At 61.0% G+C, this 14,613-nt stretch carries 12 protein-coding genes; 7 read left to right on the top strand and 5 right to left on the bottom strand.

All coding sequences use genetic code 11. The features are described 5' to 3' along the window. From D3F03_RS01305 to D3F03_RS01320, 4 genes are all read left to right on the top strand, one after another. The gene (locus D3F03_RS01305; RefSeq protein ID WP_119107567.1) at positions 1-696 is read left to right on the top strand and encodes an ABC transporter ATP-binding protein; all 696 of its coding nucleotides are present in this window, start codon (positions 1-3) and stop codon (positions 694-696) included. 112 nt (positions 697-808) lie between these two features. Next, a complete protein-coding gene (locus tag D3F03_RS01310; RefSeq protein ID WP_119107568.1) occupies positions 809-2,908 on the top strand; it encodes a 3-hydroxyacyl-CoA dehydrogenase NAD-binding domain-containing protein in 2,100 nt (699 codons plus the stop codon). A gap of 15 nt (positions 2,909-2,923) precedes the next feature. Further along, positions 2,924-4,417, top strand: coding sequence for a M20 family peptidase (locus D3F03_RS01315; protein ID WP_119107569.1), 1,494 nt, complete (start codon positions 2,924-2,926; stop codon positions 4,415-4,417). Positions 4,418-4,443: 26 nt separating this feature from the next. Then, positions 4,444-5,619 carry an acetyl-CoA C-acyltransferase gene (locus D3F03_RS01320; RefSeq protein WP_119107570.1) on the top strand — a complete coding sequence of 392 codons (1,176 nt, stop codon included), beginning with the start codon at positions 4,444-4,446 and terminating at the stop codon, positions 5,617-5,619. Positions 5,620-5,838: 219 nt separating this feature from the next. On the opposite strand, the gene D3F03_RS01325 is transcribed toward D3F03_RS01320, so the two are convergent. Together D3F03_RS01325 and D3F03_RS17110 are read right to left on the bottom strand one after the other, a co-directional pair. Beyond that, positions 5,839-6,180 (bottom strand): hypothetical protein, encoded by a 342-nt coding sequence (locus tag D3F03_RS01325; protein WP_147414687.1) that lies wholly within the window; start codon positions 6,178-6,180, stop codon positions 5,839-5,841. Then, complete coding sequence (locus D3F03_RS17110) at positions 6,164-8,149, bottom strand: ATP-binding protein (protein WP_147414688.1); 1,986 nt, start codon at positions 8,147-8,149, stop codon at positions 6,164-6,166. The genes D3F03_RS01325 and D3F03_RS17110 overlap by 17 nt, the downstream gene beginning before the upstream one ends. Before the next feature lie 159 nt (positions 8,150-8,308). On the opposite strand from D3F03_RS17110, the gene D3F03_RS17540 reads away from it, so the two are divergent. From D3F03_RS17540 to D3F03_RS17255, 3 genes are all read left to right on the top strand, one after another. After that, positions 8,309-8,800: a phage integrase N-terminal SAM-like domain-containing protein gene (locus D3F03_RS17540; RefSeq protein ID WP_425453053.1), complete on the top strand. Its 492-nt coding sequence runs from the start codon at positions 8,309-8,311 to the stop codon at positions 8,798-8,800. A gap of 182 nt (positions 8,801-8,982) precedes the next feature. After that, a complete protein-coding gene (locus D3F03_RS01340; protein WP_119107573.1) occupies positions 8,983-10,818 on the top strand; it encodes an acyl-CoA dehydrogenase in 1,836 nt (611 codons plus the stop codon). 147 nt (positions 10,819-10,965) lie between these two features. Further along, positions 10,966-11,103, top strand: coding sequence for a hypothetical protein (locus tag D3F03_RS17255; protein ID WP_199665391.1), 138 nt, complete (start codon positions 10,966-10,968; stop codon positions 11,101-11,103). Between the two features lie 133 nt (positions 11,104-11,236). On the opposite strand, the gene D3F03_RS01345 is transcribed toward D3F03_RS17255, so the two are convergent. Genes D3F03_RS01345 through D3F03_RS01355 form a run of 3 tightly spaced genes read right to left on the bottom strand, consistent with a single transcriptional unit; the run spans position 11,237 to position 14,531 of the window. Beyond that, positions 11,237-12,793 carry a PhnE/PtxC family ABC transporter permease gene (locus D3F03_RS01345; protein WP_119107574.1) on the bottom strand — a complete coding sequence of 519 codons (1,557 nt, stop codon included), beginning with the start codon at positions 12,791-12,793 and terminating at the stop codon, positions 11,237-11,239. Further along, a complete protein-coding gene (locus D3F03_RS01350) occupies positions 12,784-13,623 on the bottom strand; it encodes a phosphonate ABC transporter ATP-binding protein (protein WP_119107575.1) in 840 nt (279 codons plus the stop codon). The genes D3F03_RS01345 and D3F03_RS01350 overlap by 10 nt, the downstream gene beginning before the upstream one ends. Before the next feature lie 14 nt (positions 13,624-13,637). Further along, positions 13,638-14,531 (bottom strand): putative selenate ABC transporter substrate-binding protein, encoded by an 894-nt coding sequence (locus tag D3F03_RS01355; protein ID WP_119108500.1) that lies wholly within the window; start codon positions 14,529-14,531, stop codon positions 13,638-13,640. Between the last annotated feature and the right edge of the window lie 82 nt (positions 14,532-14,613).

The raw sequence follows: 14,613 nt of genomic DNA on the forward strand, positions 1-14,613 counted from the left end.
ATGCTGCACATACGCGATCTACACGCCTATTACGGCAAAAGCCATGTGCTGCATGGCGTGAGCTTTGACATCCAGCCAGGGGAAATCGTGGCGCTCTTGGGGCGCAACGGCTCGGGCCGCTCCACCACCGCCAAGGCCATCATGGGGCTGGTGGATTGGAACGGCACCATGACGTGGAAAGACCGCCCCCTGAATGGCAGCAAAGCCTACGAGGTGGCGCACGCCGGTGTGGGCTATGTGCCCGAAAGCCGCGATGTGTTTCCCAGCCTCACCGTGCACCAAAACCTGCTGCTGGGCCAAAAGGGCAATGGCAAGGGGAGTCGCTGGACCTTCAAGGACATGTACGCGATGTTTCCCCGCCTGGAGGAGCGTTGCAACGTTCAGGCAGGCGTCATGTCGGGTGGCGAGCAGCAAATGCTCACCCTGTGCCGCACGCTGATGGGCGATCCGGACCTCATCATCATCGATGAACCCACCGAGGGGCTGGCCCCCAAAATCGTCGAGCAGGTGGGCGAATTTCTCAAGACGCTCAAAAGCCGTGGCATTTCCGTGCTGCTGATCGAGCAAAAACTCACCATTGCCATGACCGTCTCTGACCGCGCCTTGGTCATGGGCCATGGCAGCATCGTTTTCGATGGCACGCCCGACAGCCTGCGTGCCAACAGCGGTGTGCGCAAGGAATGGCTCGAGGTTTGAGGTGGCAGCCCTTGTCCCGCCAGGGACAAAACGGCCATGGCAAATCCCCGGAAACTGCCTACAATAAAAAACGCACGACCGTTCTTTTTCTATCATTAGCAAGGAAGCCAGCATGAGCGCCCAATACCAGGTCCACGGCGATGTGGCCGTCATCACATTGGCCAACCCGCCCGTCAACGGTCTGGGTCTTTCCACCCGCCAGGGCATCGTGGACGGACTGAACCGCGCCCAGCAAGATGCCGCCGTCAAGGCCATCATCGTCGCCGGCGCCGGCGGCGCCTTCTCGGGGGGGGCGGACATCAAGGAATTCGGTACCGACAAATCCATGCAGGAGCCCAACCTGCACTCCGTCATTGCCGCCATCGAGGCGTCGGCAAAACCCGTGGTTGCCGCCATCCATTCGGTGTGCATGGGCGGGGGTCTGGAGCTGGCCCTGGGCTGCCACTACCGCATTGCCGCCCCTGGCTGCAGCGTGGCCTTGCCCGAAGTGAAACTCGGCCTGCTGCCCGGTGCGGGTGGTACGCAGCGTCTGCCGCGCGTGGTCGGCGTCGAGGCGGCGCTCAACATGATCGTCAGCGGCGAGACGGTCAAAAGCGAGTTGCTTGGCTCCATGCCCGGCCAGAAGCTGTTCGACAGGATGGCCGCGTCGCCCGAATCGCTGGCAGAAGAGGCGCTCGCCTTTGCCCGCTCGGTGGCCGACACGCGCCCCCTGCCGCTGGTGCGCAACCTGCCGTGCAAGCACCCCCAGGGCGACGCCTACTTCCAGTTCGCGCGCAACATGGTCAAGGGCATGTCCAAGAACTACCCGGCGCCCGCCAAGTGCGTGGACGCGGTCGAAGCGGCCACCAAAGGCAAATTTGCCGACGGTCTGCTGGTCGAGCGCGAGCTGTTCATCAACCTGATGTGGACGCCCGAGTCGCGCGCGCTGCGCCATCTGTTCATGGCCGAGCGCGCCGCCAGCAAGATCCCTGACGTGCCTTCGGATACGCCCAAGCGCGATGTCAAGAGCGTGGGCGTGATCGGCGCCGGCACCATGGGCGGCGGCATTGCCATGAACTTCTTGAACGCCGGCATCCCGGTGAAGATGCTGGAGATGAAGCAGGAAGCGCTCGACCGCGGCCTGGCCACCATCAGGAAGAATTACGAAGCCCAGGTCAAAAAAGGCAAACTCAAGCAGGACAAGTACGAGCAGCGCATGACGCTGCTGACCACCACGCTCGACTACGCCGACCTGAAGGATGCCGACCTGGTCATTGAAGCCGTATTCGAAGAAATCGGCGTCAAGGAAGCCGTGTTCAAGCAGCTCGACGCCGTGTGCAAGCAGGGCGCCATTCTGGCCTCCAACACTTCCACATTGGACGTCAACAAGATTGCCGCCTTCACCAAGCGCCCGCAGGACGTGGTGGGCATGCATTTCTTCAGCCCCGCCAATGTGATGAAGCTGCTCGAAGTGGTGCGCGGCCAACACACCGCCAAGGACGTGCTCGCCACCGTGATGGCGCTGGCCAAGAAGATCAAGAAGACGGCGGTGGTCTCCGGCGTTTGCGATGGCTTCATCGGCAACCGGATGATCGAGCGCTACAGCCAGCAAGCCGGCTTTTTGCTCGACGAAGGCGCAACGCCCCAGCAGGTGGACAAGGCGCTGGAGAAATTCGGCATGGCCATGGGGCCGTTCCGCATGGGCGACCTGGCCGGCAACGACATTGGCTGGGCCATCCGCAAGCGCCGCGCGCTGGAAACCCCCGACATGAAATACAGCCGCACGGCTGACAAGCTGTGCGAGCTGGGCCGCTACGGCCAGAAGACGGGCGCCGGCTGGTACGACTACCAGGCCGGCAAGCGCGACGCCATTCCGAGCGACTTGGTCAACAAGATGATTGAAGACCACCGGAAAGAGCTCGGCATCACGCCGCGCAAGATTTCCGACGAAGAAATCGTCCAGCGCCTGGTCTATGCCCTGGTCAACGAAGGCGCGCACATCCTCGAAGACGGTATCGCCAGCAAGTCTGGCGACATCGACATGGTCTACCTCACGGGCTACGGCTTCCCGATTTACCGCGGCGGCCCCATGCACTACGCGGGCGAGCAAGGTCTGTTCAACCTGGTGCAAGCCATGAACCGCTTTGCGCAGAACCCCAGGGACGACCAGGCGTTCTGGACGCCCGCGCCCTTGCTCGCCAAGCTGGCCGCCGAGGGCAAGACCTTCAGCTGATTCGCGCGCACCGCCGTGATCAAGAAGATCTTCCTGGGCCTGCTGGCGCTGATCGTGGTGCTGGTGGCGGCTGTGGCCGCCAACACGCTGCGCAAGGGTTCGCGCCAGCTTGATGTGCCGCCGCTGGCCGTGCTGCCGGTGGACGAGCAGGGCGCGGCCAAGCGCCTTGGCGAGGCGGTGCGTTTTCGCACCATCTCGTCGCGCGACGACCCGCAGCTCAATGCCGACCAGTTCCAGCAGTTCCATGCCTTGCTGGAGCAGCGCTTTCCCAAAACCCACGCAGCGCTCAAACGCGAAGTGGTCAATGGCCTGAGCCTGCTCTACACCTGGCAGGGCAGCAAGCCAGAGCTTGCCCCCATCCTGCTGTTGGCGCACCAGGACGTAGTGCCTATCGCGCCCGGCACTGAAGGCGACTGGACCGAGCCACCCTTCAGCGGCGCGGTGAAGGATGGTTTCATCTGGGGCCGTGGCTCGTGGGACGACAAGGGCAACCTCATGTCCCAGCTCGAAGCGGTCGAGATGCTGGTCGCCAGCGGCTACCAACCCGAGCGCACCGTGTACCTGGCCTACGGCGCGGACGAAGAGGTGAGCGGCCTGCGCGGCGCGACCCAGATAGCGGCGTTGCTCAAGCAGCGCGGCGTGCACCCGGATTTCGTCATTGACGAAGGCCTGCTGATTCTCGACGGCATCCTGCCCGGTTTGGCCAAACCTGCTGCGCTGATTGGCGTGGCAGAAAAAGGCTATCTGTCGGTCGAGCTGTCGGTGTCAGCCACGCCGGGGCATTCGTCCATGCCGCCCAAGCACGGCACCAGCGCCATTGCCATGATGAGCACGGCCTTGAAGCAGCTCGAAGACAAGCAACTCCCGGCCGGCATTCGCGGCGTCGGCGGCGAAATGTTCGACACCATCGCCCCGGAAATGAGTGGCTTTTCGCGCGTCGCACTCTCGAACCTGTGGCTGTTTGGCCCGGTTGTGCAAAAGCAATTAGAGGCCGGTGCCAGCACCAACGCCATGCTGCGCACCACGACGGCGCTGACCATCGTGAATGCCGGCAACAAGGAAAACGTGCTGCCCGGCCGCGCCGACGCCACGGTGAACTTCCGCATCCTGCCGGGCGACACCGAGGCCCAGGTGCTGGAGCACGTGAAGTCTGAGCTGGCGCAGGCCGTGGGGGAGGGCAAGGTCAAGGTCACTGCGCTGCCCGGCGCGCAAGAGGCATCGAAGGTGGCACCTACAGCCTCCCATCAGTACCACCTGTTGAACAAGACGATCCGCGAAGTATTCCCCGGCACCCTGGTCGCGCCGGGGCTGATGGTGGCGGCCACCGATTCCGTTCATTACGGCGAGCTGAGCGACCACATCTTCAAGTTCTCGCCAGTGCGCGCCAACGCCGAAGACCTCAAGCGTTTTCACGGCACCAACGAGCGCCTGTCCACCAGCAACTACGCGGAAGCCATCCGCTTCTACTACCGACTGTTGAGCGAGGGTGCCAAGGCACCCGCGCCCTGAATGTGCACAACTTTTAAGGATTCACCATGACTTCCGCTGTAATCGTTTCCACCGCCCGCACCCCGCTGACCAAGGCCTGGAAAGGTGCTTTCAACATGACCCACGGCGCTACCATGGGCGGCCATGTGGTCGAGCACGCCATCCAGCGCGCTGGCATCGATGCCGCCGAGGTGGACGACGTCATCATGGGCTGCGGCACCCCCGAAGGCGCCACGGGCGCCAACATCGCCCGCCAGATCGCCCTGCGCGCCGGCTGCCCCGTCACGGTATCGGGCATGACCATCAACCGCTTCTGCTCGTCGGGCCTGCAGACGATTGCGATTGCATCTCAGCGCGTCATGGCCGGCGAAGGCGACGTGTACGTGGCGGGTGGCGTGGAAGTCATCTCCTGCACCGCGCAAGAGATGAACACGCACATGCTGCATGACCCCTGGCTCATGAAGAACAAGCCCGAGGTTTATTGGTCCATGCTGCAAACCGCCGAGCAAGTGGCCAAGCGCTACGGCATTAGCCGCCAGGCCATGGACGAATACGGCGCCAGCAGCCAGCAAAAGGCCAGCGACGCACTGGCCAAAGGCCTGTTCAAGGAAGAAATCGCCCCCATCACCGTCACCATGGGCGTGGCCGACAAAGTCATGGGCCTGACCACCAAGCAGGTCACCGTGAGCGACGACGAAGGCATCCGCGCCGGCACCACTTACGACGGCATCAAAGACCTGCGCTCGGCCTTGCCCGGTGGCCTGATCTCAGCAGGCAACGCCAGCCAACTGTCGGATGGCGCTGGTGCCGTGGTGGTGATGCATGAAAAAATCGCCGAGCAAAAGGGCCTCAAGCCCCTGGGCCGCTTCCTCGGCTTTGCCGTGGCCGGCTGCGAACCCGATGAAATGGGCATTGGCCCCGTGTTCGCCATCCCCAAGGTCTTGAAGCGCCTCGGCCTCACCATCAACGACATCGACCTGTGGGAGCTGAACGAAGCCTTCGCCGTGCAGGTGATCTACTGCCGCGACAAGCTGGGCATCCCTGCCGACAAGCTCAACGTCAACGGCGGCGCCATCGCCGTGGGCCACCCCTTCGGCATGAGCGGCCAGCGCCTCACCGGCCACGCCCTCATCGAAGGCAAGCGCCGTGGTGCGAAGCGGGTCATGGTCACCATGTGCATTGGCGGCGGCATGGGCGCGGCGGGTGTGTTTGAGGTGCTGTAAGCGCTGAAGTCAGATAGCGACACAACGCCCCGCGCAGGCCGAACGGTTTGCGCGGGGCGTTTGCTTTTGTTTTGATAGCTTCTCGCGCTTATGGAATAAGCCCTAGAGGCCTAAAACACTAAAATTTTCTGCTGAACCAGCCTCAGGCTTCGCGCTCTGGCCATGCTTTTGCAGACGCTCACGAAACCGGATCAACGCCGGGCCAACCGTGCGTGATGGCTATTGAGATGCCAGAACAGTCCATCGGACAAACACCACGGCAGCAGGAATCGCGAACAGCAAGCCCACGAGCCAGAACTGGGTAGCTTTTTGGGTGACTTTGCCCTGAAGCAATATCGCCAGAGCCACCAGGCCCAAGACGACGAAGATTACCCCGGCAAAAACAGCGCCCGGCACATTCACCGTCGTCACCACCGTAGAGCGAATCGGCTTTGTCGAAAAACTCTGCGTCGCGACAAAATACCAGCCGCTGACGGCTCGGGTAGAAGGGGGTGAGAAACTCATTTCTACCCAATTAGCCATCCACTCGGGCGCCAGGAAAAAATCACGAAAAATATCCACCAACTTTTTCTTCTAACCATGACATTGCGCCTCGAAAGGATTGCATATCAGAGTCCGGGACATTCTTGGCGTGAGCGTCGCTTCTGCCAATTGAGTTCAGAAGAATCATCCGCGAATTGAACCTCTCAACATCTTCGGAAAATATATTCCTAAATCCGGCTTCCCAATCTTTCCGAATTAGATCACGCAAGTCATCCAAATAAATTTCATACTTATTCGCATCAAAAAGATGTTTATATTCCAGTGCTAAGAATCTTGTTCGCTTTTTGGTATCGTGTTTGGCGAGAATCAACTGCTTCGCTTGCTGTTCGCCATGCAATGTTCTGAGCACTTGGCTTACGAGCTTTCGTAACTTTTGCTCAATTTTGTTTCGGCGCTCGCTGATTTCAGCCAATTTCTCCTCATTGGACAAATTGAGCGTCTTGTACTTTTCTCGCTTGGCAAGATGTTTCTTGACCGCATCAATTTTGAAATCAAATCCTTGCTGCGATCTTGAAAGCACTCCATAACCAACCAGGTGCTGGGTGTATGTTTGGTCGCTTTCCGCTAGCTCTGTAAAATCCAGAATATCACCCCGTGCCAAATAAGTGAGCATGGTATATTCGTCCTTGTAGTGTTCAGCTAGGACGCCAATGACCATTTCACAAAACGTGTGTCCAACACCGTCGTTAAATGTGATAATAGATGAATCGAATAATAGGCGATCAATGTGTTTTTTGATTCGACTATCTAGTTCTGATTTTATGTGAGAGCATGCCTGGCGCATTAGGAATGGATGCCCGCCGAACTCGCGTGTCAAGTACGTATAAATATCTTCATCGATTGAAATTCCCATATATGAGGAAAGCGTTTCAATCATTTGCTTCGTTTGTGCAACGGAAAATCCAGGTATATACTCCGCTTTTATTTGCCCATACAGTGGATTGTCTCCGCCCAATATGAATGGGGTCTCGAGACAGCGTGGATTTGTACCTGCAATAAGGAGTGTTATTGGGTTGTCTTGGCGCTGAAATAGACTACGAAGAACATGCCAAAACTTGACATAGTCTGTTCCATCTCGCCAGTTCGAGGAGAATGAAACGTCAAAAGTGATTTGCTCTATTTCATCCAGTGCGACAAGAATGTTTTTCTTGAGTTTTTTATGTATTCTGTCAATATCTTTAATAAATGCCAAAGGTGCATTTGTTGATGTGTAGTTTGCTTTGTCTATTACGAGTCTACAATGATGCTCGTCATTTATTGTTGATGAGAGAAAGAATAGAGCATCATTCCAGCTCATTAAATGCAATAGTTGGCAATCAATTAGGGTCGCATATCCAGCTTGGTTTGCAATTCGTCTGCAAATTGAAAGGAGAATCGACGTTTTCCCACTTCTTCGCAGGCCAAAGAGGGATGAGTTTTGACCTGCGAAGTGCTTATCTATTATTCCTTGACAAATATCATCGCGACCGAAAAAATAGAGATCCTTACGGAGTGGTGAGTCGAAATCGTATAGGTTTCTTTCAAATGAATATTTCTTTATTCTCTGCCTGAAGAATTCTTCGTCTTTTCGCTGTGCAAGTTCCTGATACGTGAACGGTGTAATCAGTCGCGACTCTTTTTGCGTCTTTATCGTCCGATCAAGTTTTTCAAGAAAACCATTGTCCCTTGATATGACAAACGCGCAGATCTTGTCAAGTCTAAAGCCTGCATTCGCTTCCTGTATTTTCTCAATCGCGTCGAGTGTTCTTGGTTCGAAATTATCAAATGGACTAAAGAGTACAATTATCTCATCCTTGGCGCCGAAGGCGATGGCCTTATCGTCTGGGAATTTTAGGAAAAAATAGCGGTATTCGCTTTGCCCGATGGTTAAAAATTTGCAGCCGGCAGAAATATAGAACTCATTTGAGATATTTCTGACAATATTTTGTTCGTCTTGGGTAAATCTGTCAATTCTCGCGCGAACATTGATGCCTGCGTAGACCTTCATGATGGGTGATTTTGAGTTCACTATTCGTACTCCAAGTTTGCCGAGACTCTGAAATTTGGGAAGGCTAACGCAATGTATCCCGCAGAACTTGCGGGATACGCTGGATGCTGCGGGATATTCTGTGTACGGCTTCCTCCTGAACGTCGTTTGCATCCTGCGTTGACATTCGATGCACTGCGCAAAAACAGGCATAAAACTTCCATCAAACCCGGCACGCCTGTTTTGCGCTCCACACGACTACTGGATCAGGTTCGGGAGCGTGTTCGCTACCTTCACTATAGCCTCAGCACCGAGAAGGCTTACCTGTATTGGGTGCGTTTTTTTATCCGTTGGCATGGTCGGTCTGGTGCTATGCGGCATCCGCGTGAGATGGGTGCGCAAGAGGTAGAGGCATTTTTGACCATGCTGGCCACCGAGCGCCGGGTATCGGCATCCACGCACAACCAGGCGCTCAGCGCGCTGTTGTTTCTTTATCGGGAAGTGCTGGCAATTGATTTCACTTGGCTGAATAGTGGTTGCATGCCCGAAGCGTTTGGGAGCGGGACAGGCGGGTGCAGCGCGGCGGACGGTTCCTTGGACACCATGGGCTTTGGAGTACGACAGGCAGCTGTGCGGTTGCGGGATGAATGGCTCTTTTTGGTTCACACCTAGCAATCAGAACTGAATCCGTCCCAATCGACGAAATTTGCTCCTATGTTCATAGCTTCTAGCGCTTTCCCTATAAGCGCTAGAAGCCAAAAACGCTACAAATTCGTGCCCCGGTAGCGGCAACCCCCTCACCGCGTCGCCCAGCGGACATGCCTTCCCGGCCGCGCCCGCCCATAATTTTCCCCATGACGACCCTACGCTCCACCCTCGATTTCCTGCTGTACGACTGGCTTCAAGCGGAAACGCTCAACGCACGCGAGCGCTTTGCTGACCATTCGCGCGAGACCTTTGACGCCGTGCTCGACACCTGCGAGCGCATCGCGCGCGAGAAGTACGCGCCGTTCAACCGCACGGTGGACGCGCAGGAGCCGCAGTTCGACGGTGAAAAGGTCATCCTGCCGCAGGCCACGAAAGACGCCTACGACGCCTATGCCGGCTCGGGCATGCTCAGCGCGGCGCAGGATTACGGCATTGGCGGCATGCAACTGCCCTACACGGTGGATGCTGCGGCCAATGCCTTTTTTGCCGTGGCATCGATCAGCATCAGCTCCAACCTGCTCAGCACGGGCAATGCCAACCTGCTCATGGTGCACGGCACGGATTTGCAGAAGCAGGTGTTTGCGCTCAACGAGTTCTCCGGGCGCTTCTCGGGCACCATGTGCCTGTCGGAGCCGCAGGCAGGTTCCAGCTTGAGCGACGTGGCCACCCGCGCCGTGCCTGATGGCGAGGGCCATGAGAGTGACCCGCTCGGCGCGCGCTACCGGCTCACCGGCAACAAGATGTGGATCTCGTCGGGCGAGCACGAGCTGTCGGAGAACATCGTCCACCTGGTGCTGGCCAAGATTCCGGGGGCGGATGGCAAGCTGGTGGCGGGCACGCGCGGCATTTCGTTGTTCATCGTGCCCAAGAAGCTGGTGGATACCGAGGGCAACTTGACCGGCGTGCGCAACGACGTGGCGCTGGCAGGGCTGAACCACAAACTGGGCTGGCGCGGCACCACCAACACGCTGCTCAACTTTGGCGAGGGCAAGTACCCCGTCCAGGGCAGGGCGGGTGCCGTGGGCTACCTGGTGGGCCAGCCGGGCAAGGGGTTGGCGTGCATGTTCCACATGATGAACGAGGCGCGCATCGGCATTGGCATGGCGGCCACCATGCTGGGCCTGGCGGGCTACTACGCCAGCCTCGACTATGCCAAGAACCGCCCGCAGGGCCGGCCCACGGGTGCTGGCGGCAAAGACGCTGCCCAGCCCCAGGTGCGCATCATTGAGCACGCCGACGTCAAACGCATGCTGCTCGCGCAAAAGAGCTATTGCGAAGGCGCATTGGCACTGAACCTGTACTGTGCCCGCCTGGTGGACGAGCAGCACACCGGCCAGCTCGAAGCGGCCGATGACGCGCGCCTGCTGCTGGAAGTGCTCACCCCCATTGCCAAGAGCTGGCCCAGCGAGTTCTGTCTGGAGGCCAATTCGCTGGCCATTCAAATCCACGGCGGCTACGGCTACACGCGCGACTTCCCGGTGGAGCAGTACTGGCGCGACAACCGCTTGAACATGATCCACGAGGGCACGCACGGCATCCAGGCGGCTGACCTGCTCGGGCGCAAGGTGCTGATGGAGAACGGCAAAGGCCTGCAACTGCTGGCTGCGCGCATGCAGGCCACCATGGCGCGGGCCGCCGCCGTGCCTGAACTGGCAGCGTATGTGGCTGCGCTGGGCGACGCCTTGCAGCAGGTGGCCGCGGCCACACAGGCGGCCTGGGCCACGGGCAACCCCACCGAGGCCCTGGCCAATGCCGTGCCCTATATGCAGGCCTTTGGCCACACTGTGCTGGCCTGGGTGTGGCTGGATGTGGCCCTGGCCACGCTGCGCCTGGATGTTACGCTTTCAGTAGCTGCAAACGCAGGAAGAATGGGCGCTGCACGCTATTTTTATCACTATGAACTGCCCAAGGTCGGCGCCTGGCTCAAGGTGGTGAACGCGCGCGACATGACCTGCGCAAGCCTGGCGGAAGAGGCTTTTTAAGCGCTCTGGCGCAGCCCCGCGCCCTCCCGCCGATGGGCGACGCAGCGGCTTGCGAGGCGTTTCTTTCCACGCCCGTTTTTTCGGCGATTTTTCGGCCTACCATTCGCACCCTAAGGCCCATGTCGGGCTGAACTTGTGGAGCCTGGCATGGCAAAAGAACAGCGCAACGAAAAGATGGCGAAGAAGCCGAAAAAGGACACTTCGCTCCCCAAGACCGGCGGCACCGATCGGCCCACGCCACCCATCACCGCCGTGATGCCCAAGGGCAAAGAAAAGAAGAAGTAAAGCTAGGCGCGACCCGCCAAGAGCGGCTAACAAAGCTCAGCGAAGCGGCCCTGACTAGGCGTTCCGTCGCAGGCAGTACGAGCAGTACGACAAGACGGAACAACGGCGCCAGGGGAGTTTTTGTTAGTCGCTCTTAGCGCATCGCCCTGCGCAGCAAGGCGCTGGACTGGTCCACTGCGACCGACAGCAGCAGCATGGCGACGATGACGGTTGCCGCCTGCGCATAGTGAAACAGCGACAGCTCGAAGTAGAGCCGTTGCCCCAGGCCCCCAGCGCCGACGAAGCCCAGAATGGCGGCCATGCGGATGTTCATCTCCCAGCGGTAGAGCGTGTAGGCAATGAGCTGCGGCGCCGCGCCGGGCAGGGTGCCATACAGAAAGGCCTGGCTGCCGCTGGCGCCCGCCAGGCGCAAAGCCCCGGTCGGCGCGGGCGGGGCATTCGCCAGCGCCTCGGCATACAGGCGCCCCAGCACCCCTGCCGTATGCAGCGCGAGCGCCAGCGCACCGGCAAACGGGCCCAGCCCCACGCACAGCACCGTGATGGTGGCCCACACCAGTTCCGGCACCGAGCGCAGGGTGTTGAGCACCAGCGTGTAGGGCAGCCGCCATTTGGGAAGCGCCAGCAGCAGGCCTGCCACGGCCGCGAGCAGCGTGCCGACCACCGACATGGCGAACGTCTCCCAGGTGCCCACCGCCACCTTGCGCAGCAGGGAGGCGGAAACATCCAGCGGGAAGAAGCTGGTGACGAAATCGGCGATGGCATGCAAGGATTCGCCCGACCACAGCGCCAGCAGCGGCATGTCGAGCAGCCTGAAGCTGGCCACGGTCGCCAGCACGGTCACTGCGATGAAGCCCGCGCTGCGCCAGCCCCAGGGCGAGGCACGCGCTGCTGGCGGTGTGTCGAGCGAGCGGCGCAGCCAGCCGGCGAGGGCGTCGGCGCCCAGCACCAGCAGCATGAAGGTGGCGAGGATGGTGGCCGCCTCGCCTCCATTGAGCATCTTCATGGCCTGGTCCATGAGCTGCCCCAGGCCACCCGCGCCGACAAAGCCCATCACCACCGAGGCGCGAATCGCGCATTCCCAGCGGTACACCGTGTAGCTGGCCAGCTCCTTCGACGCCTGGGGCAGCAGCCCGTAGAGGATGGCGACGGGCCGGCGGGCGCCGCTCGTGCGCAGCGCCTGGGCCGGCAAAGGGTCGGTGGATTCCAGAATCTCGGCATACACCTTGGCCAGCATGCCACCATAGGTCAGCGCCAGCGCCAGCACGCCGGCGGCCGGCCCCAGGCCCAGCACGCGCACGAACAGCAGCGCCCACACCAGTTCGGGAATGCTGCGCAGAATGGTCAGCAGACCGCGCGCCACCGGGTTCTGGGTGCGCCGCTCGCGCCCGGCGCCGCTGGCCACGTAGGCCAGGGGCACGGCGAGCAACCAGGCGAGCGCCATGCCGGCAGTGGCAATCGCCAGCGTTTCCAGCGTCGCGCGGGCCAGGTAGCCGCGGAATTCGGGGCCCGTCTCCGGCGGCAAAAAGCCCGCGAGAAAGCCGCCAATCACCCGCAGGTTGGCCGGGTCGAGCAGCGCGCTGGGGTGCACTTGCGCGGCGCGCAGCAGCGGCCAAAGGATGAGCAGCGCCAGCACGGCGCCGCCAAAGCGCCGGCTGGCAGCCGGGTCGCGCAAGGCGGGGTTCAGCGGCATCCGGCGATGAGGGGCATGGCCCTGGCGGCGGCTTCGCCCGGTGGCGGCGGCGCGCTGACGCTCACCTGGCCCAGCGTTGGCAGTACCTCGCCTTCGCTGGCGTACAAGGCGTGTAGCAGGGCGTCGTCCACCTGGGCGGCGGGCAGGTCAAAGACGATACGCCCGGCGCGGATGCCGACGATGCGTGCAAAACAGGCCAGCGCCAGGTCCACCGCGTGCAGGCTGGCCACCAGCGTGGCGCCACGTGCGGCGGCGTCCTGCACCAGCAGGCGCACCGTGGCCAGTGCGAGGGCAGGGTCCAGGGCAGACACGGGCTCGTCGGCCAGCAGCAGGTCGGGCTGCTGGTAGAGCACCCGCGCGATGCCCACGCGCTGCAATTGCCCGCCCGAGAGCTCGTCGCAGCGGGCAAACAGTTTGTCGGCCAGTTGCACGCGCGCCAAAGCTGCCCGTGCACCCGCGATGTCCAGCGGATAGACCAGCGAGGCGAAGGATTTCCAGGCCGGCCATTGCCCCAGGCGCCCGGCCAGCACGGCGGTGACCACGCGCTGGCGGCCAGGCAAGGGCGGCGCCTGGTGCACCGTGCCGATGCGGGCGCGCAAAGAGCGATCAGGTGCTTGCGCTGTGGTTGGCAAGGGGCTTTGCAAGACCACCGCACGGCCGGTGCTGGGGCGCAACGCGGTGCCCAGCACCGAGAGCAGCGAGGTCTTGCCCGCGCCGGACGGCCCGACCAAGGCCAGGCATTCGCCTTGTCCGGCTTTGAGCGCAATGTCCTGCAAGGCGACGGTGCCATTGGCGTGGGTGAGGCCCACGCCGCTCAGGTCGAAGCTCATGCGCCTGCCAGGGTTTACTTCAGCAGGCCGGCCGACCGGGCCGCCTTTTCGATGCCATCGTAGTTCTCCGCACGCGTCGGGATGAAGCGCGAGGCCCGTTGCAGCGCCAGGATGTCCTTTTGCTGCGGGTTGGCCGGGTCGAGCTGGAGGAAGGCGTCCTTGAGCTTCTGGATCAGCGCCGGGTTGAGGTCGCCGCGCACCGTCCAGTTGTAATCAAAGTAGGGCGGCGTGGTGGCAAAGACGTGCACCTTGCTGGTGTCCACCTTCTTTTGCTCGACCAGCTTGTCCCACACCGAGGTATTGAGCACCCCGGCTTCCACCTTGCCCGAGGCCACAAAGGCCGCTGTAGCGTCGTGCGCGCCCGAAAAGGCGACGTTTTTGAAGTCGTTCTCCGGGTTCAGCCCGGCCTGCTGCAAATAGAAGCGCGGCATCAGGCTGCCCGAGGTGGACGAGGGCGCACCAAAGGCAAAGCTCTTGCCCTTGAGGTCGGCGAGGGTCTTGATGTCGGGGTTGGCGGTGATGAACTTGGAGGTGAAGCGCGCATCTTCCTCGCGCTGCACGATGGGAATCGCCGTGCCGTGGGTGCGAATCTTCGCCTGCACATACGTGAAGCCCCCCAGCCAGGCCAGGTCCAGCTTGCCCGTGGCGAGCGATTCGACCACGGCGGCGTAGTCGGAGACGGGGGTGAACACCACCTTCATGCCGGTCTTCGCGGCCAGATACTCGCCCAGCGGCGCGAACTTGCGTTGCAGCTCCGTGGGGGCTTCGTCCGGAATGGCGGAGACGCGCAGCACCTTGTCGGCGGCAGCCGCAGGCAGGCAGGTCAGGGTGGACGCAAGGGTGGTGAGGGCGGCGCAGCACAGCAGCGCCTGCTTGAGCGCCGAGCGGCGCGCAGGGGTAAAGGTCATGGCAAAGTCCGGTTTGAAAGCAGCCACCACCGTGCGGAGTCACGGCGGTTTAAAAAGGCTCCCGAGGAGCCAAAAGTTGGGC

Source organism: Simplicispira hankyongi (assembly GCF_003570885.1).
GTDB lineage: Bacteria > Pseudomonadota > Gammaproteobacteria > Burkholderiales > Burkholderiaceae_C > Simplicispira > Simplicispira hankyongi.

Excerpts from the sequence above, each read along its gene's own strand:
- D3F03_RS01305 (WP_119107567.1), top strand. The coding sequence starts at position 1 with ATGCTGCACATACGCGATCTACACGCCTATTACGGCAAAAGCCATGTG.
- D3F03_RS01310 (WP_119107568.1), top strand. The coding sequence starts at position 809 with ATGAGCGCCCAATACCAGGTCCACGGCGATGTGGCCGTCATCACATTG.
- D3F03_RS01320 (WP_119107570.1), top strand. The coding sequence starts at position 4,444 with ATGACTTCCGCTGTAATCGTTTCCACCGCCCGCACCCCGCTGACCAAG.
- D3F03_RS17110 (WP_147414688.1), bottom strand. The coding sequence starts at position 8,149 with ATGAAGGTCTACGCAGGCATCAATGTTCGCGCGAGAATTGACAGATTT.
- D3F03_RS01340 (WP_119107573.1), top strand. The coding sequence starts at position 8,983 with ATGACGACCCTACGCTCCACCCTCGATTTCCTGCTGTACGACTGGCTT.
- D3F03_RS17255 (WP_199665391.1), top strand. The coding sequence starts at position 10,966 with ATGGCAAAAGAACAGCGCAACGAAAAGATGGCGAAGAAGCCGAAAAAG.
- D3F03_RS01345 (WP_119107574.1), bottom strand. The coding sequence starts at position 12,793 with ATGCCGCTGAACCCCGCCTTGCGCGACCCGGCTGCCAGCCGGCGCTTT.
- D3F03_RS01350 (WP_119107575.1), bottom strand. The coding sequence starts at position 13,623 with ATGAGCTTCGACCTGAGCGGCGTGGGCCTCACCCACGCCAATGGCACC.
- D3F03_RS01355 (WP_119108500.1), bottom strand. The coding sequence starts at position 14,531 with ATGACCTTTACCCCTGCGCGCCGCTCGGCGCTCAAGCAGGCGCTGCTG.